The organism is Nocardiopsis rhodophaea, assembly GCF_039530945.1.
Taxonomy (GTDB): domain Bacteria; phylum Actinomycetota; class Actinomycetes; order Streptosporangiales; family Streptosporangiaceae; genus Nocardiopsis_C; species Nocardiopsis_C rhodophaea.
In genome coordinates this window covers 39517-56840 of record NZ_BAAAPC010000007.1, presented here as the reverse complement: position 1 = coordinate 56840, position 17324 = coordinate 39517, and the positions used below count along the sequence as shown (strand labels likewise).

Sequence of the window (17324 nt, the reverse complement as noted above, 5' to 3'; positions counted from 1 at the left end):
GTCCCCGGGGGCCAGGGCGGGCCATAGCTGTTTCTCGGCTCCGTTGCGGTGAAATTCTCCCCAGGGGCGCGTCGTCCGGGGATACTCACACGGGGGTTCCCGCGCGTGGCCGCGCCGAGAACGTTCACCATCCGGGGCCGTCAGGGCCGGGCCCTGGGCCGTCCACGGCGTCAGTCGGACGCCGGACGGGAGTTGGGACGCCAATGCGCGCCCCGACGGCCTTGTCGTCGAACCTCCATGAGATGTGTAAGGGGCGAAAGATACGTGGCTCGGCTGTTTGGTACTGACGGAGTACGAGGGGTCGCCGGGCGCGATCTCACCGCGACCCTGGCTCTGGACCTGTCCATCGCCGCGGCGCGGGTACTGACCGAGGGGCGCGACGCGGGCGCGAGCGCCCGCCCCCTCGCGGTCGTCGGGCGGGACCCGCGCGCGTCCGGTGAGTTTTTGGAGGCCGCGGTCGTGGCCGGGCTAGCGGGCGCCGGGGTGGATGTGGTGCGCCTGGGCGTGCTGCCCACCCCGGCGGTCGCGCACCTCACCGCCGAACTGGACGCCGACTTCGGTGTCATGCTCTCCGCAAGCCACAATCCGGCCCCCGACAACGGGATCAAATTCTTCGGGCGCGGCGGGCAGAAGCTCGCCGACGAGGTCGAGGACCGCATCGAAGCCCAGCTCGCCCAGCCATCCGAGGGGGTGACCGGTGCCGACGTGGGGCGGGTCACCGAGGCCCCCGATAGCGCGGACCGCTACATCGCGCACGTGCTCGCGTCGCTGCCGCATCGGCTTGACGGTCTGCGGGTCGTGGTGGACTGCGCTCACGGCGCCGCCTCCGAGGTCGCCCCCGAGGCGCTGCGCCGGGCCGGGGCCGAGGTCATCGCCATTGGCGACCAGCCCGACGGCCTCAACATCAACTCCGGCTGCGGGTCGACCCACCTGGACGCGCTGCGCGCGGCCGTGGTGGAGCACGGCGCCGACGCCGGTATCGCCCACGACGGCGACGCCGACCGCTGCCTGGCCGTGGCCGCCGACGGCTCGGTCGTGGACGGCGACCAGATCCTGGGGATCCTCGCGCGGGAGCTCAAGGAGGCCGGGCGCCTGGCCGAGGACACGCTCGTCGTCACGGTGATGTCCAACCTGGGGCTGAAGCTGGCCATGCGCAAGGCCGGGATCAAGGTCGTGGAAACGGCCGTGGGGGACCGCTACGTCCTGGAGGCCATGAATGCCGGGTCCTACTCGCTGGGCGGCGAGCAGTCGGGGCACGTCGTGCTGCTGGACCACGCGACCACGGGTGACGGACTGCTGACGGGCCTGCACCTGCTCAGCGCGGTGGCCCGGCGCGGAGCACCCCTGGGCGAGCTGGCCAAGGTCATGACCCGGCTGCCGCAGGTGCTGGTGAACGTCCGCGGTGTCGACAAGAGCCGGGCCGCGACGTCCGCCGCGGTCGCCGACGCGGTCAAGTTCGCCCAGGACGAGCTGGGCGAGTCCGGCCGGGTGCTGATCCGGCCCAGCGGCACCGAGCCGATGGTTCGGGTGATGGTCGAGGCCACCACGGAGAACCGGGCTGAGGAGATCGCCGGCCGCCTGGCCGGGGTCGTCAAATCCGATCTGGGCTGATTCCAACGGCAGCTGAGGCGCCCCTTTTCCCGTCTCCGGGCCCTTCTTTGTCTCTGGGCCCTTTCCTCTGCCGATGTGCCGGTGTGCTCGCGTTCGAGCACACCGGCACGCCCGTGTCGTAGGGCCGGGGATGAGCGGTGGCGGTCGTCGTGGCGCCGTGTACATCGCGGGCGACCACCCCGATGCGCACGGCTACCGCGGAGTCGCTAGTGCGCGTGGGCGTTCGCGTGTGAGTGCGCGTGTCCCCCACGGTGCATCAGATCGTGGTTGGCCTTGATCTTCTTCCAGGACTTGGGCTCCTTCGGCCGTTCGTCGGCCGCCGGGGCCGCCATGGTCTGGGGCATGGCCCGCGGCGCCGGGGGCTCGGCGGGACGGCCCTCGGTGTAGAGCCACGTGTCGAACAGTTCGGTGAGGTCCTGCCCGGAGACCTTCTCCGCCAGCTCGACGAACTCCTCAACGGTGGCGTTGCCGTTGGCGTGCACCTGCTGCCAGGTGGTGAGGATGTCGCCGAACGCCTCCTCGCCCACCTCCAGACGCAGCGCGTGGACCGCGAGCGCGCCCCGGTCGTACACGGCGGAGTGGAAGACGCTGTCCGCCCCCGGGTCGCCCGGCTTCACCTTCCAGAACGGGTCGTCCTCGGGGTAGGAGTCGTAGACGTAGTCCGCGATCTCCTGGGCGGTGCCCTCGCCCTCGTGCTCCGACAGCATCCACTCGGCGTAGCTCGCGAAGCCCTCGTTCAGCCAGATGTCCTGCCAGCGCGCGACGGAGACGTGATTGCCCCACCACTGGTGAGCGAGTTCGTGGGCGACCACGTACGGGTTGGATCCGGCGGCGAAGAAGGCGTGGCTGTAGACCGGCCGGGTCTGGGTCTCCAACGCGTAGCCGAGGCCGGTGTCGGGGCCCGCGACGATGCCGCCCAGGGCGTTGAAGGGGTAGGGGCCGAAGTCCCGCTCCTGGAATTCCAGGATCTCCTCGCTGCGTTCGATGCTGGCCTTGGCCGGGCCCAGCAGCGAGTCGAGGCCCGGGTCGTAGGCGTTGTACACGGGGAGACCGGCGGCCGTGGTGCCGGTGTTCACCTCGTACTTGCCGACCGCGAGCGTGGCCAGGTAGGTGGCGGCGGGTTCGTCCTGGCGCCAGGAGTAGACGGTCCGTCCGGCCCTGGTGAACTGGCTGGTGAGGATGCCGTTGCTGACCGCCTTGTAGTCCTCGGGGACGCTGATCCGGACGTCGAACGTCGCCTTGTCCAGCGGGTGGTCGTTGCTCGGGAACCACCACCAGGCGACCTCGGGCTCGCCCAGGGCGATGGCGCCGTCGTCCGAGCGGTGCCAGCCGGTGACCTGGCCCTGGTTCCACTCCACCGACGAGGGGACGTCGGAGTACTTGACCACGACGGTCATCTGGTCGCCTGAGTCCACGGGCGCGCCGGGGGTCACGATGACCTTGTGGCCGCCGTCGGATTCGAACGCGGACTTCTTGCCGTTGACCCGGATGGACGTGACATCCAGCAGGAAGTCGAGGCTGAATTTGTCGAGGTCCTCGGTGGCCTCGGTGACCAGGGTGGCGGTTCCGGAGAGCCGGTCGGTGTCGGGCTGGTAATTCAGCCGGAGGTCGTAGTGCTCGACGTCGTAGCCGGTGTTGCCGTACGTGGGAAAGTACGGGTCGCCGATGCCGTCACCGGGCGCCGCGTCCGCCACCGTGGCGGGTCCCGCGGCGAGCAGCACCGCCGTCACCGACGCGGCGCCGGCTCGTCTCAACCGGCTGCGTGCCATGTGTGGGTCCTTTCCGTCATGGAATATCGCCTCTATTCACTGGCAGGGCACCGGACCCGGTCGATAGTCGTCCTGGCCGCAATGGGTGCGATGCCGTCTAGAAGTTCATCGTGGTGCTTCTCCACCCGATCGCCGAGAACCGCCACGCGGTAGCCGGTTTTACCCGTGGCAATTGATCCCTGAACATTCCAGTGACCGCTTATGGTCACAATTGGGTGTCGCCGCAAGGCCGCTCCCGAGGCATTCAGAATTGTCCGGATCCTTCGTGGCGCCGGAAAATTCCGCCTGGTTATCGCCGCGATTCTGGATGGCTTTGGCGGCCATGGCGAAAAAACGAGAAAAGCGGGCGGATCTTCACAAAGATCCGCCCGCTGTTCGTGGGCCGAGAGGGGGAGCAGCGCTGGCGCCCGGAGCCGAGGGCGGCTTACTCCACGGTGACGCTCTTGGCCAGGTTGCGCGGCTGGTCGACGTCGTTGCCCTTGGCCAGGGCCAGCTCGCAGGCGAACACCTGCAGCGGGACGGTGGCCACGATCGGCTGCAGCAGCGTCGGCACCGCCGGCACCTCGATGAGCTCGTCGGAGAACGGGCGCACGGTCTCGTCGCCCTCCTCGGCGATCACGATGGTGCGGGCGCCGCGAGCGCGGATCTCCTGGATGTTGGAGACGATCTTGTCGTGCAGCACGCTGCGCCCCTCGCGCGACGGGACCACCACGACGACCGGGAGGTCCTTCTCGATCAGGGCGATCGGGCCGTGCTTGAGCTCACCGGCGGCGAACGCCTCGGCGTGCATGTAGGCGAGCTCCTTGAGCTTGAGCGCGCCCTCCAGGGCCACCGGGTACCCGACGTGGCGCCCGAGGAACAGCACGGTGCTGGCGTCGGAGAGGGTGCGGGCCAGGTTGCGCACCGGCTCGACCGTGGCCAGGACCCGCTCCACCTGCTCGGGCATGTTCGCGAGCTGCGCGATGACGGCGTTGATCTCGTCGCCGAACTTCAGTCCGCGCACCTGCGCCAGGTACAGGCCGATGAGGTAGCAGGCGATGAGCTGGGTGAGGAAGGTCTTGGTCGCCGCCACGCCGACCTCCGGGCCGGCGTGGGTGTAGAGCACGCCGTCGGACTCGCGCGGGATGGTGGAGCCGTTGACATTGCAGATGGCCAGCACACGCGCCTGCTGCTCGCGGGCGTAGCGCACCGCCATGAGCGTGTCCATGCTCTCGCCGGACTGCGAGATGGCGATGACCAGCGTCTGCCGGTTGAGGATCGGGTCGCGGTAGCGGAACTCGCTGGCGACCTCCACCTCGCACGGGATGCGGCACCAGTGCTCGATCGCGTACTTGGCGATCAGCCCCGCGTGGTAGGAGGTACCGCACGCGATGATGACGATCTTCTCGATGTCGCGCAGGTCGGATGGGGCCAGGCGCATCTCGTCGAGGGTGAGGGTGCCGTCGACGCCGACGCGGCCGAGGAGGGTGTCGGCGACCGACTTCGGCTGCTCGACGATCTCCTTCAGCATGAAGTAGTCGTAGCCGCCCTTCTCGGCGGCGGAGGCGTCCCAGTTCACGTGGTATTCGCGCACCTCGACCGGGTTGCCGTCGTAGTCGGTCACGGCCACCGAGTCGCGGCGCAGCTCGACGACCTGGTCCTGGCCCAGCTCGATGGCGTCGCGGGTGTGCGCGATGAACGCGGCGACGTCGCTGGCGAGGAAGTTCTCGCCGTCGCCCCGGCCGACGACCAGGGGGGAGTTGCGGCGGGCCGCCACGACCAGGTCAGGGTCGCCGACGAACATCGCGACCAGGGTGAACGCGCCCTCCAGCCGGCGGCAGACCGCGCGCATGGCGGCGGCCAGGTCGTCGTCGCCCCGGTCCTTGAGCTCCTGGGAGAGCAGGTGCGCGGCGACCTCGGTGTCGGTCTCGGAGCTGAACTTGCAGCCCCGTTCCTCCAGCTCCAGGCGGAGCGACGCGAAGTTCTCGATAATGCCGTTGTGGATGACCGCCACCCGCCGGTCGTTGTCGACGTGGGGGTGGGCGTTGAGGTCGTTCGGCGCGCCGTGGGTAGCCCAGCGGGTGTGCCCGATACCGATGCCGTCGGCGTCGCGCGGGGTCTGCTCCAACGCGGCGCGGAGGTTCGCGAGCTTCCCGGCCCGCTTTTCGGTGTCGAGTTTGCCGTCAGTGAGGACGGCGACGCCCGCGGAGTCGTACCCGCGGTACTCCAGTCGGGCCAGGCCGTCCACAATGACCCCGAGCGCCGGTTGCGGCCCGACGTAGCCAACGATTCCGCACATGAGCGCCAGCGTAAGCGATCAGACGGGGTCGACGGGCCTCTTGCGACACCAGACCATTGGCCATTTTCGCAGGTGGCGGTATAGACCAGTTGGTGTGTCGCGAACCGACGGCGCACGTCAGGCGCGCGCGGGGACGACGAGTGCCCCCGCGACGTGTCCTTGGTCTCGTGTCGAAAAAAATCCGCCCACATGCCGATCCGGACGCACATATCGGGGGAGATAGTCCAGAACTCAATGCGGCCATGGCGCAGGGGCGGTGCGCCGACCGGGGTGGGGGCTGATCTAAGGTGGGCAAACGTGTCTCAAGCGACGAAGAACGGCTTCTCAACGCCCTACGTTGAGCTCGACCGGCAGGCGTGGGCGGCGCTGCGCGACTCGACCCCCCTCTCCCTGACCGAGGCGGAGCTCGAAGTCCTGCGCGGGACCAGCGACCCGACGTCGCTGGAGGATGTGCGGGACATCTACTTGCCCATGTCGCGGCTGCTCAACCTGTATGTGAAGGCCACGCGGGAGCGGCACGGGGCGGTGCGCGCGTTTCTGGGCGAGGACGACCGTCCGGCCCCGTTCGTCATCGGCGTCGCCGGAAGCGTGGCCGTGGGGAAGTCCACCACGGCCCGCCTGCTGCGGACCCTGCTGGCGCAGTGGCCGGACCACCCCAACGTCGAGCTGGTGAGCACCGACAACTTCCTCCACCCGAACGCGGTGCTCAAGAGCCGGGGCATCATGAACCGCAAGGGGTTCCCGGAAAGCTACGATCGGCGCCGGCTGGTGCGGTTCGTCTCCGAGATGAAGTCGGGCGCGGAGCAGATGGAGATCCCCGTCTACTCGCACCTGCACTACGACATCGTGGCCGGCGAGCGGCAGACGGTGTACCGGCCCGACATCCTCATCCTTGAGGGCATCAACGTGCTGCAGCCGCCGCTGCCGGGGCGCCTCGCCGTCGCCGACTTCTTCGACTTCTCCATCTACGTCGACGCGAAGGTCGACCACATCCGCTCCTGGTACATGGAGCGGTTCCTGGAGCTGCGTCGCACCGCGTTCTCCGACCCGCGCTCCTACTTCCACTCCATGGCGACCACCGTCCCCGAGGACGAGGCCACGAAGTTCGCGCTGGACACCTGGCGCACCATCAACGAGGTCAACCTCGTGGAGAACATCCGCCCGACGCGCGGGCGGGCCACCCTCGTGCTCTACAAGGGAGAGGACCACCGCATCCGCCGCGTGCGTCTGCGCAAGACCTGACCGGAAGCGGTCAGGATCACGTGAACTTTCCACGTTCTGGTCGGGAACCTCGGCGCCCGTAGGCCGGTCAGAATCAGGCATGGGGGAGCGGGACGGCTTGACGAAGCTCCCCACCCCCTCCCCTCTCCCCATTCCCCAGCACTGACGAGCCGAGGAGAAGCAGTAGCGCCATGTCGCCAGGCAACACCACCGCCCATCGCGGGACCGGAGAGAACGCGCAGCCGGGAAGGAAAAGCTCGTCCACGGTGCTCATCGGCACCATCGGCGCCCTGTCGCTGGTGGTCGCCGGGTGTTCGAGCCCCAAGGAGGTCACCGCCCACTGCGTGGAGGACAAGCCCACGGCGCGGACCACGTCCTTCGACGGCAGCGAGAAGGGTCAGCGTGTCGTCGACGAGCGGTACTGCGACGACTCCGGTCGCGCAGGCGGCGGTTACCACTACTACTACGGCGGGACCGTTAGGAACGGCCGGGTCAGCGGCGGCAGCGTCACGCGGCCCTCGGACGCGCGGATCGTGACCGAGCGCGGCACCGTCATCCAGCGCGGCGGCGCGGGCGGCCGCGGTGGCAGCGGGCGAGGAGGCTGAGCCGGAGATGATCAGGAAAAGCGGCAACGCCGTCCGTCCGAACTGGCCGGAACTCGTCGAGTCGCAGGGGCTCGGCTACCACCGCGCGGTCCACCCCGGGCACCTGTCGCGCACCTACTGGGACGAGTCGGTGCACTACGAGTTCGAGATGGACGAGGTGCTGCACCTCGAAACCGCGGTGGAGTCCCTCCACCGGATGTGCCTGGAAGCGGTCGAGCACGTGGTCGCGGAGAACCGGTTCGCCGACTTCGGCATCCCCGCGTGGGCGGTACCCGCGATCCGCGACTCCTGGAGGCGTACCGACCCCTACCTGTACGGCCGGTTCGACCTCCGCTATGACGGCGTCAACCCGCCCACGCTGCTGGAGTACAACGCCGACACCCCGACCTGCCTGGTGGAGGCGGCGATCGTGCAGTGGCACTGGCTCCAGGACACCCACCCCGGTGCCGACCAGTGGAACTCCCTGCACGAGCGGCTCGTCGACCGGTGGGCCGCGCTGCGCCGCCGTCTCCCCGACGGGCTGGTGCACTTCGCCTGGACGAACGAGGACGAGACCGGCGAGGAGGCGCTGACCACCGCCTATCTCCAGGAGGCGGCCCAGCAGGCGGGGCTGCCCACCCAGGAGATCGCCCTGGAGGACATCGGCTGGGACTACTCCGCGAGCGAATTCGTCGACCTTGAGGAGCGCGCCATCACGGCCGCCTTCAAGCTCTACCCGTGGGAGTGGCTGATCCACGACCGGTTCGGCCCACTCATCCTGCAGCGGCTGCACGGTGTGCCCTGGGTGGAGCCGGCCTGGAAGATGGTGCTGTCCAACAAGGCGCTGCTGGCGGTCCTGTGGGAGCTGTACCCCGGCCACCCGAACCTGCTCCCGGCCTACCTGGACGACCCCGGGCCGCTGGACACCTACATCGCCAAACCGCTGCTGGGACGCGAAGGGGCGAGCATGCGGATCGTGACGCCCGACGGGGAGCTGGAGCGCACCGCGGGCGACTACGGCGCGGAGGGGTACGTCTTCCAGCAATTCCAGCCGCTCCCCGAAATCGAGGGGTGGCACCCCGTGCTGGGCACGTGGGTTGTCGGGGACACATCGGCAGGGGTGGGCATCCGCGAGACGTCCAGCCTGATCACCGACGACACGTCGTCCTTCGTGCCGCACCTCATCCGCGTGTGACATCCTCTGCCGTCGCCAAAAGGCGGGAGGAACCGGCGGGCGGAACGCGTCCGACGCCGGCGGGTGACGCTCCATTGCACGCCGCCGCATGAAGGCGACGCACCACCCGCGGGCCGAATCCGGCTCGGCCCCGTCGGCTCACGCCGGAGCGGTTCGGCGCCGCTCCACGTGGCCGGCGGCGGCCAGGCAGGCGGCGAAGGGCCCCGTCTCCGACCGCAACCGGTCCAGGACCGGATCGAGGTGGTCGCGGTGCCACACCGCCGGGCCGACCGGCCCCGAGACCGAGGTGTCGGCGAGCTCGCCGTAGGCGAGCCGCAGCGCGTGCAGGCGGCCCACCGCCTCGTGGTGTTCCCACCACGCCGGGCACCAGGCGGCGCTGTCGCCGACATAGACCGGCACCAGGAATTCGTCGACCCACCGCACCAGAGCCGCCAGTTCGCGCTTGTAGGCGTCCCGGGACATGTTGAAGATGAACGGCGCCGCCTCCTCCGACTCCTCCTCCGCCTGCGGGGGAGCGGCGGTCGCGAGATCGGTGAGTTGGGTCTGCAGCCTGATGACGTCCGCGCCGAGCTTGTGCATGGCGTTCTGCAGGTGCGCGACGCGTTCGGACAGTCCGTCATCGGTCGCGATGCGGTTGTCGGTAAAGGTCATGCGGAAACGTCCTGTGCTGCTGTCCGTGCCTGGAATATCGTTTTTCGGGCCAGTAAATCAGTGGTCCGCGCGCCGCTTCACACCGGTGCGCGCAGCGGGGGGTTTCATCGACCGTACGCGACCGGGGACCTCGGCCGGTCCCGGATCCGGGACCGGCCGCCCGTCGCCCGCGTGCGCGGGCAGCTGTCGGTGGGGCATGCTCTGGTGGTGAGGGCCCCGTTGGGTGCCCGGGGTTGCGGAGAACGACGGACGGGAGGCGCTGTGCGGTACGCACACACGGTCGAGGCGGTGCGCAAGGCCGAGGGCGAGCTCATGGCGCGGCTCCCCGACGGGACGCTGATGCAGCGGGCGGCGCGAGGACTGTCGGCGACCTGCGCCCGGATGCTGCCGCGCGTCTACGGCTCGCGGGTCGTGCTGCTGGTCGGCAGCGGTGACAACGGCGGCGACGCCCTGTACACGGGGACCAACCTGGCACGCCGGGGAGCGGCGGTGCGCGCTGTGCTGACAGGGTCACGGGTGCACGAGGCGGGGCTCGCGGCGCTGCGTGCGGCGGGCGGCCGGACGATCGCGGTACGCCGGCAGGAGGGCGGCGCCCCCGACGGCGCCCCGCGCCCGGACCCCGCGCCGATCTCCGAGGCCGCCGCCGAGATCGCCGCGGCCGACCTGATCATCGACGGCCTCGTCGGCATCGGCGGACGCGGCGGGCTGCGCGAACCGCACGCCGCGGTGGCCGCCCTGGCGAGCGCGGCCGCCGCGCCGGTCGTCGCGGTCGACCTGCCCAGCGGGATCGACGCCGACACCGGCGCCGTGGACGGTACGGCCGTGCGCGCCGATGTCACCGTCACCTTCGGTACCCACAAGCCGGGACTGTTCATCGACCCCGGGGCGGAACGGGCCGGGGTCGTGGAGTTCGTCGACATCGGGCTCGGACCCGAGCTGCCCGCCGCGCGCGTGGAGTGCCCGCAGACCGAGGACATCGCGACCCTGTTACCGGCCCCGGGCGGCGACTCCGACAAGTACCGCCGCGGTGTGCTCGCCATAGCGGCGGGCTCGGCGCGCTACCGGGGCGCCGGGGTGCTGGCTGTGGGCGGCGCCCTGCGCGGCGGGGTCGGCATGGTCCGCTACGCCGGGCAGAGCGAGGCCGTCGACGAGGTGCTGCGCAGCTGGCCGGAGACGGTCGCCTCGGTGCTCGACCCGCTCGACCCGGTGAACGGTCTCCCCAACCGCGTGGCCGCCTGGGTGATCGGTCCGGGCCGGGGCCTGTACCCGACCGCCATGATGGAGCTGACGTGGGTGTTGTCCAGGGAACTGCCGGTGCTGGTCGACGCCGACGCCATCACCCTGGTGGGGAGGGAGCCCCACCTCGTGCGCGAACGGCGGGCCCCCACCCTGCTGACCCCGCACGCCGGGGAACTCACCCGCCTGCTCCCGGGAACCGACCGCGCCGATGTGGAGGCCCGACGCCTGGAGTACGCCACCCGCGCGGCCGATGAGTACGGCTGCACGGTCCTCCTCAAGGGATCCACCACCGTCATCGCCGAACCCGGACGCCCCGCCGTCGTCAACCCGACCGGAACACCGCTGCTGGCCACGGCGGGCAGCGGCGATGTCCTGTCGGGCCTCATCGGTTCCCATCTCGCCGGAGGGCTGGCCCCGCGCGAGGCGGCGCTGTGCGGGGCCTACCTCCACGGCCTCGCTGCGCGGCTGGCCAACAGCGGCGCTCCGGTGTCGGCGTCGGACCTGCTGGAAGCCCTGCCGCGCGCGATCCAGGCGGTCCGGAGGCCGAACGTCGCCGCGGCGGGCGGTGTCAGCCCCGGCCGCGCAGCTTCCGGGCGCTTTCGAGCCCTCGGGACACGATCTCGGTGATGAAGTAGTCGCCGGGGTCGCGGTGGTCGTGCAGCAGATGGACGTGATCACCGTCCACCCACATGAACTCGGTGTGCTTGCCGGGTTCCAGACGCGGCGCGGCCAGGTCGCCGTCGACGCGGACGAGGTAGTCGACCTCGTGCCGCTCAATGCCGTCGTCCGGCGTCCAGACCAGCCGGTACAGCTCGTCGAGGACGGCCGCGAGCTCCCAGCCGGTCTCCTCGGCGATCTCCCGCCGCAGGGCCTGAACCATGGTCTCCCCGGTCTCGACGTGCCCGCCGACGATGTCCCAGCAGTGCGGGAAGATCTTTCGGTCTGGCGAGCGGCGCTGGGCGAACGCGCGGCCCTCGTCGTCGATGATCACCGCGCCGCCGACCCACAGGCCGCCGTCCCCCGTATCGGGGAACACGATCCCCTCCGCGATCTCCACGTCCGCCGACACCCTGCCGCCCCCTCGCTGTTCGTCCACCTGGTTCGTCGTCCGCGGCACCGACGCTACCGGCGTCGGCCGCCCGCCACGGCCACGCCGACCAGCTCCCTGCCCCCTGTTACTCGTCGCCGGCCTCCTCGGCTCCCTGTGGCTCCGCGCCCGCACGGCCCGTGCGCCGGGGCAGCCGCAGGGTGAGGAGTTTGGCGCGCGGCGCCACGCGTGCGGCGAGGTCGAAGACCGCTTCGGTGCGGCTGCGGTCCTCATCGAGCACGGAGAAGAAGTTGGCGCCCATGTAGTAGGTGATCGCTCCGTAGGCGACCTCGCGGGCGGGCAGGAGGCGGGCGAGGGGCGACCCGCCGACGACGCGCTCGTAGTGTTCCTCGACGAACGCGATCCAGGGCTCGGCGCGCGCGTTGATCTCCGCGCGCAGCTCCGGCCGGGTCACCGCGGCGGCGACTAGTTCGGCGAACTCGGAGAGATACCCGCCCTCCAGGTCGGTGTGGTAGATCTCCACCGCCGCCTCGATCAGTTCCTCCAGCGTGGCGGCGCGCGACGCGGTGGCCTGGTGCAGCGCCATGCGCTCCTCGGCGGACCGGTCCAGCAGGGCGAGCAGGAGCTGGTCGACGCCCCCGAAGTGGTAGAAGATCAGCGCCGAGTTGACATCGGCGGCCTTGGCGATGACCCGGGCCGACGCCCCGGTGTACCCCTCCTCGCGCAGAACCCGCCCGGCGGCGGTGATCAGCCGGTCCCGCGTCTCCTCGCTGGACTTGCGGGCCTGTGCAGCTCCCTTGGCCACGGCTTCTTCCCTCTCCTCTTTCGCGCTGGGGCCCCTTCATCGTACGCTTTAATCGCCTGATTAAATCGAGCGATCAAGCGATGGTCGAGCCACCGCGAAGGGATGAGGACGCCGTGCACGAGGACGAACCGCCCGGGCACCCCTCCGGGCCGCGCGCGGACGGCGCCGACCGGCCGAGGCAGGACGACGGGCTGGTGTCGGCGGAATACCACTACTCGGACGAGCCGGAGCCCCGGGCGCGCCGCAGGGCGCGCTGGACCCTGGCGGCCGTGCTGCTCGCGCTGTTCGCCGCGATGCTCGGCTACCGGGTACTCACCGTGGGGCGACTGGAGGAGACGGCCCTGTTCTACGTCGGCCTTCCGGCGCTGATCGCGGTGATGGTCGTCCTGCTCGCCCGCCCGCGCAGCCCCGTCGGCGTGGCGACGGGGGCCACCGCCATCGGCCTGCTGCTCGCCGGACCACTGCTCGGCGAAGGGCTGATCTGCCTGGTCATCGCCTCGCCCCTGTTCTTCGCGGTGGCGGGATTCATCGGATGGTGCGTCGACCGAACGATCAACACCTGGTCGGCGGGGCCGAGCGCGCTGGTGGTGGCGCCCGTGATCGCGCTGCTGGCCCTGGAAGGTGTCGCGGGGGTCAGCTACCTCCCCCGGGGCAGCTCGGGGTCGGCTGAACGGGTGGTGGACGCCGCACCGGAGCAGGTGGCCGCCGCGCTCGCGGCCGCCCCCGAGTACGGTGAGGTCGAATCGGCCTTTCTGACGATGCTGCCGTTCCCGGCGCCGGTCGCGGCGCGCGGCACCGGGCTGGAGGTGGGCGCCCAGCGCGTCATCGAGTTCACCCCGCACCACGCGTCCGGGCCCGGCTCGCCACCCGCCCGACGCGGCATGACACTGGAAGTCGTCGAGAGCGACGTCGACGCCGACAGCGGCCGTGTCGTCTTCCGGGTCACCGACGACACCACCCTGGCCCGGTGGCTGGACCTCCGCCAGGCGGAGCCCGCCTGGCGGGCCGAGGGCGAGGGAACCCGGCTGAGCTGGACCCTCTCATACGAGCGGACCTATGACCCCTCCTGGTACTTCGGCCCAGTCCAGGAGTACGCGGTGGGGGAGGCCGCCGGGTACCTCGCCGACACCTTTGCGGCGAGCGCCGTCTCCGCCGGTCCACCCACCGGTGGAAGGCCGGCGCGGTGACCGCCGTCGCGGTCTCCCGGCTGGTCTGGGGCATGCCGCCGGTCACCGGAGATCCGGCGGTCATCCGGACGGTCGCCCTGTTCGCACCCGCGCTGGTGGTCGCGGCGCTGGTCGCCGTGCACCGGCCATCGACGCGCGATGCCGCCGCCGCGATCGTCGCCACGGCCTGGAGCGGGATCACCGTCTTCGGGCTGAACCTGCTCGCCTTCCACGTGGGCTGGTGGTCCTTCCACGCGCAGGGCGCGGTGGCGCTGGGCGTCCCGGTGGACCTCTGGATCGGGTGGGCGCTGCTGTGGGGCGTGCTGCCCGTGCTGCTCGCCCGCGACCTGCCGCTGCCGCTCGTCGTCGGGGCGATCGTCTGGCTGGACCTGATCCTGATGCCGCTGACCGCGCCGGTCGTCCGGCTGGCCCCGGGGTGGATGGCCGGCGAGGCCGTCGGCGTGGCCGGCTGCCTCCTCCCCGCCGTCCTGCTGGGGAGCTGGACGCGCCACGACCGCTTCCTCAGCGTCCGTGTCTGGGCGCAGGCGGGGCTGGCCGGGGCCATCATGCTCGGGCTCCCGCTCTACCTGCTTGGAGCCGGGCCCGCCTGGCCGCTACCGGTGACCGCGGCCGGGGCCCAGGTTCTGGCGGTCCTGCTCCTGCCCGGGCTGGCGGCGGCCCTCGAATTCGCCCGCGCCGGCGGGGGCACCCCGCTGCCCTACGACCCGCCCAAGCGGCTGGTCACCACCGGCCCCTACGCCTACGTGCGCAACCCCATGCAGCTCTCCATCGTTGTGGCCTTCACCGGGTGCGCGGTACTCGCCGCCGAGCCGCGGCTGCTCGTCGGAGCGCTGGTCGCGTTCGCCTACGGGGCCGGCATCGCCTCCTGGCACGAGGGCGCCCAGCTCCAGCGCGTCTTCGGTGCGCCCTGGGCGCGCTACCGGGCGGCGGTCCGCCCCTGGGTCCCCCATGTCCGCCCCTGGCCGGGCCGCCCGGAGGCGACGCTGTACGTGGCGGGCGGCTGCGACATGTGCTCAGGGCTCGGCGGGTGGGTGGCCGCGCGCCGGCCGGTGGCGCTGCTCCTGCGCCCTGCCGAGTCCCATCCGGGTGGCCTGCGGCGGCTGACCTATGAGAGCGCCGACGGCACCCGCGCGGCCGGGATCGCCGCGCTCGCGCGGGCACTGGAGCACCTCCACCTCGGGTGGGCGCTCCTGGGCTGGCTGCTGGTGCTGCCCGGCGTCGGCTGGTTCGCCCAGCTCGTGGCCGATGCCCTGGGTGCGGGGCCCAAGGAGCCCCGACCGGGCACGGGTACCGGTACCGCCCTCGACACGGGCGCGGGCACCACCCTGGATCATCCGCGGTGAACAGGTGACGGCGGGTGAACCACCGTCCAGGCCTTGCCCTGGGCTGCCACCGGCGCGATAGCGTAGGCGATCGCCGGGGGAGGGGACTCACCTCGGAACGATAAGGCGGGGGAATTATCGAAGTTTGTCGGATTCGGCACTAGACAATGCCCTAGACAACAAGGGATCCCATGGACGAACAGGCCATGCTCACCCGCGATCTCGTCCTGCGCCTGTGCGCCGACCCCGTCGAGTTCGATGAGGACTGGCTCCGGTCCGACCGCAAGATCGTCGTCCCCTTCACGGCCCCCCGCGACACCTCCCTGATCGACACCATCGTCGCCGCGGGGCGGGCCGTGGGCGTCGACCGCCTCCTCATCTGTCGCACCCGCAACGAGTTCGCCTTCGAACCGGTGACCGAGGTGCCCGCGGATACCACCAGCATCGTCGCCGTCATCCGCGCCTGGGGAGACCAACCCACCGATGTGCTGATCGCCGTGGAGGACCTGTCCGCCGCGGTCCTGGTCACCTCGTCCGAGCTCACCGTGGCCGCCGGATCCGACGACTTCCTGTGCCCCTTCGTCGGGCGCGACCTCGCCGGCGCCCGCACCGGCTTCGCCGAGGAGGCCCGTAAGGACCGCGACCCCGCGCTGCTGCGCGCCGCCCAGCTCTACGGCTGCATCGACCAGGGACACCCACCCGGGCCCCGGACACCAGGTCCGGACCTCGCCGAACGGGTCGCGGTGCGCGGCCGCAAGCTCCGCGAGAGCGCCGACCAGGCCGTCACATGGATGCGCGCCGCGCGCGGCGCCTGGGGCTGGGCGATGGTGGTGGTTCTGCTGGTCGCCGGGCTGATCGTGCCGGGCGTCTCGGTGGCGCTTCCCGTGCTGGTCGGAACGCTGTGGCTGATGGCACAGTTCGCGTGGTTCGCCCGCTCCCGCACCGTCGGCTTCGCCACGCTGATGCGCGTGCTGGCGCTCGGCGCGCTGATGATCTGGCCCGCCGCCCTCGCCGAGCGGCTGCTGTCCGGCACGCTGGGCGGCGTCGAAGCGTGGGTCGGCCCCACCTACATCGCCGTCCTCGTCGAGGAACCGATCAAACTCCTTCCCCTGCTCCTCTGCCGGACGGTCGCCGGACGCCGCTTCAAGCGCTTCGCCGCCGTCGACTACCTGCTGCTGGCCGCCGCTTCAGGGGCGGGCTTCCACCTGGCCGAACAGGCGCTGCGCGCCGTCACCGGCGGTACCGCCCCCGCGCCCGCCCCGGTCTATGACGTCTTCACCCTGTTCCCGGGATGGGTCGAACTCCCCGGGCTCGGTGTGCAGTTCTCCGGCCACGCCGTCACCACCGGGCTCGTCGGCGCCGCGCTGGGCCTGGCGATCGTGGGCCGCCGCCACTACGGGGCGCGGCTCTGGTTCCTGCCGCCGATCGCCCTGTGGATGGCCGCGCTGGAACACATGAACTTCAACGCGGCACTGGCCGGGGTCGACCCGACACCCGTCACATCGTTCCTCGCCGCCGTCACCGGCGGCGGCGCCGCGACCCGCTGGGTTCTGCTGCTCCTGCTCGTGGCCGCGGTGCTCATGGACTACCGGCTGACCCTCTCGGCGGCCGACACCACCCCCGCCCTGCCGGGCGAACCGCCGCTCGCGGCGCTGCGGCGCTGGGCGCGCGGCAGATCAGTGCGCCTGCGCGTGCGCGTCCCCGGCGACATCGCCCCGGTGTTCCAGCGCGCGGCCTACGCCTGGGCCCTCCTCCCGGTAACGCTCACGACGACGCTCTCCACGATCCTGCACGAGTTCGCGGTGATGATCGCGGCGGCGAGCCGGGGGCCGGCCACGCTCGCCGCGACCTGGGACTTTCTCCGGAACCGCCGCGCCTACGCGATGGGCGCGGCGCGCGCCGGAGACCGGCCCTGGCGCCGCTTCCCCCGCCAGGAGGAGCTGACGGCGTCGGCGCGCCGACTGCGCGGGGCACTGGCACCCGCTCCCGCCTCCGGGGCCGTCGCGGTCGCCGCCGCTGCCCTGATCGCCGTCCACCCGCACGTGGGAGTGGCCGCGGGCGACGGCGGCACGCCGGGCTCCGCCACCTCCGCCTACGCCCTCACGGTCGTGGGCGGTGCCGAGAAGTGGCTGCGAACGCTGCCGACCGCCGAGGCGGTGTGGGTGGGGGCGGCGATGGTCGCTCTGCTCAGCCTGCTGATCAGCGGCTGGAGCGTGCCCCGCGTTTACCCGACCGTGCGCGAGTTCCTGCGGATACCGGGCCGCAACATCGGCCTGGTCCTCGGCGCCTGCGCTCCGGGCCAGGCCGCCTACGCGCTGACCGCGTTGGCGGGCACGGCACTGCCCAGGAGCACCGATCGGCTGCTTCGGCGCTAGGAGGGGGCCGGGGGCATGCTGGGCGGCCTTGTCGGCGGG

13 protein-coding genes are annotated in these 17324 nt (G+C 71.5%); 8 read left to right on the top strand and 5 right to left on the bottom strand.

Annotation, left to right across the window (positions count from 1 at the left end):
• Positions 1-264 precede the first annotated feature (264 nt).
• Positions 265-1611 carry a phosphoglucosamine mutase gene (gene glmM, locus ABD259_RS09470; RefSeq protein ID WP_344100366.1) on the top strand — a complete coding sequence of 449 codons (1347 nt, stop codon included), beginning with the start codon at positions 265-267 and terminating at the stop codon, positions 1609-1611.
• A gap of 206 nt (positions 1612-1817) precedes the next feature.
• Here the strand turns inward: glmM and ABD259_RS09465 are convergent, their stop codons facing one another.
• Both ABD259_RS09465 and glmS read right to left on the bottom strand, forming a co-directional pair.
• Positions 1818-3380: a M1 family metallopeptidase gene (locus ABD259_RS09465; RefSeq protein WP_344100364.1), complete on the bottom strand. Its 1563-nt coding sequence runs from the start codon at positions 3378-3380 to the stop codon at positions 1818-1820.
• A 424-nt stretch (positions 3381-3804) separates the two neighbouring features.
• Positions 3805-5658 (bottom strand): glutamine--fructose-6-phosphate transaminase (isomerizing), encoded by a 1854-nt coding sequence (gene glmS, locus ABD259_RS09460; protein WP_344100362.1) that lies wholly within the window; start codon positions 5656-5658, stop codon positions 3805-3807.
• A gap of 297 nt (positions 5659-5955) precedes the next feature.
• Between glmS and coaA the strand changes: the two genes are divergently transcribed.
• The 3 genes from coaA to ABD259_RS09445 all read left to right on the top strand — a co-directional run bounded on the left by coaA (position 5956) and on the right by ABD259_RS09445 (position 8658).
• Entirely contained in the window at positions 5956-6900 is a 945-nt protein-coding gene (gene coaA, locus ABD259_RS09455; RefSeq protein WP_344100360.1) for a type I pantothenate kinase, read from the top strand.
• 170 nt (positions 6901-7070) lie between these two features.
• The gene (locus ABD259_RS09450; protein ID WP_344100358.1) at positions 7071-7484 is read left to right on the top strand and encodes a hypothetical protein; all 414 of its coding nucleotides are present in this window, start codon (positions 7071-7073) and stop codon (positions 7482-7484) included.
• 7 nt (positions 7485-7491) lie between these two features.
• Positions 7492-8658: a glutathionylspermidine synthase family protein gene (locus tag ABD259_RS09445; RefSeq protein ID WP_344100356.1), complete on the top strand. Its 1167-nt coding sequence runs from the start codon at positions 7492-7494 to the stop codon at positions 8656-8658.
• A 138-nt stretch (positions 8659-8796) separates the two neighbouring features.
• On the opposite strand, the gene ABD259_RS09440 is transcribed toward ABD259_RS09445, so the two are convergent.
• Positions 8797-9309 (bottom strand): DUF4913 domain-containing protein, encoded by a 513-nt coding sequence (locus ABD259_RS09440; RefSeq protein WP_344100354.1) that lies wholly within the window; start codon positions 9307-9309, stop codon positions 8797-8799.
• A gap of 261 nt (positions 9310-9570) precedes the next feature.
• On the opposite strand from ABD259_RS09440, the gene ABD259_RS09435 reads away from it, so the two are divergent.
• Positions 9571-11175 carry an NAD(P)H-hydrate dehydratase gene (locus tag ABD259_RS09435; RefSeq protein WP_344100352.1) on the top strand — a complete coding sequence of 535 codons (1605 nt, stop codon included), beginning with the start codon at positions 9571-9573 and terminating at the stop codon, positions 11173-11175.
• On the opposite strand, the gene ABD259_RS09430 is transcribed toward ABD259_RS09435, so the two are convergent.
• Both ABD259_RS09430 and ABD259_RS09425 read right to left on the bottom strand, forming a co-directional pair.
• Positions 11117-11644 (bottom strand): NUDIX domain-containing protein, encoded by a 528-nt coding sequence (locus tag ABD259_RS09430; RefSeq protein WP_412759347.1) that lies wholly within the window; start codon positions 11642-11644, stop codon positions 11117-11119. The two genes, ABD259_RS09435 and ABD259_RS09430, sit on opposite strands and share 59 nt — an antisense overlap.
• A gap of 79 nt (positions 11645-11723) precedes the next feature.
• Entirely contained in the window at positions 11724-12401 is a 678-nt protein-coding gene (locus ABD259_RS09425) for a TetR/AcrR family transcriptional regulator (protein ID WP_344161570.1), read from the bottom strand.
• Between the two features lie 80 nt (positions 12402-12481).
• Here ABD259_RS09425 and ABD259_RS09420 point away from each other — a divergent pair, with 80 nt between their 5' ends.
• From ABD259_RS09420 to ABD259_RS09410, 3 genes are all read left to right on the top strand, one after another.
• Positions 12482-13588 carry a hypothetical protein gene (locus ABD259_RS09420; protein WP_344100348.1) on the top strand — a complete coding sequence of 369 codons (1107 nt, stop codon included), beginning with the start codon at positions 12482-12484 and terminating at the stop codon, positions 13586-13588.
• A 32-nt stretch (positions 13589-13620) separates the two neighbouring features.
• Positions 13621-14931 carry a methyltransferase family protein gene (locus tag ABD259_RS09415; protein WP_425573503.1) on the top strand — a complete coding sequence of 437 codons (1311 nt, stop codon included), beginning with the start codon at positions 13621-13623 and terminating at the stop codon, positions 14929-14931.
• A gap of 170 nt (positions 14932-15101) precedes the next feature.
• Positions 15102-17285, top strand: a complete 2184-nt coding sequence (locus ABD259_RS09410) for a PrsW family intramembrane metalloprotease (protein WP_344161564.1) — start codon at positions 15102-15104, stop codon at positions 17283-17285.
• Positions 17286-17324: the final 39 nt, after the last annotated feature.

Bases quoted from the DNA above. Each gene is read 5' to 3' on its own strand.
- ABD259_RS09465 (WP_344100364.1), bottom strand. From the start codon at position 3,380: ATGGCACGCAGCCGGTTGAGACGAGCCGGCGCCGCGTCGGTGACGGCG.
- glmS (WP_344100362.1), bottom strand. From the start codon at position 5,658: ATGTGCGGAATCGTTGGCTACGTCGGGCCGCAACCGGCGCTCGGGGTC.
- ABD259_RS09450 (WP_344100358.1), top strand. From the start codon at position 7,071: ATGTCGCCAGGCAACACCACCGCCCATCGCGGGACCGGAGAGAACGCG.
- ABD259_RS09445 (WP_344100356.1), top strand. From the start codon at position 7,492: ATGATCAGGAAAAGCGGCAACGCCGTCCGTCCGAACTGGCCGGAACTC.
- ABD259_RS09440 (WP_344100354.1), bottom strand. From the start codon at position 9,309: ATGACCTTTACCGACAACCGCATCGCGACCGATGACGGACTGTCCGAA.
- ABD259_RS09420 (WP_344100348.1), top strand. From the start codon at position 12,482: ATGGTCGAGCCACCGCGAAGGGATGAGGACGCCGTGCACGAGGACGAA.
- ABD259_RS09415 (WP_425573503.1), top strand. From the start codon at position 13,621: ATGCCGCCGGTCACCGGAGATCCGGCGGTCATCCGGACGGTCGCCCTG.
- ABD259_RS09410 (WP_344161564.1), top strand. From the start codon at position 15,102: ATGGACGAACAGGCCATGCTCACCCGCGATCTCGTCCTGCGCCTGTGC.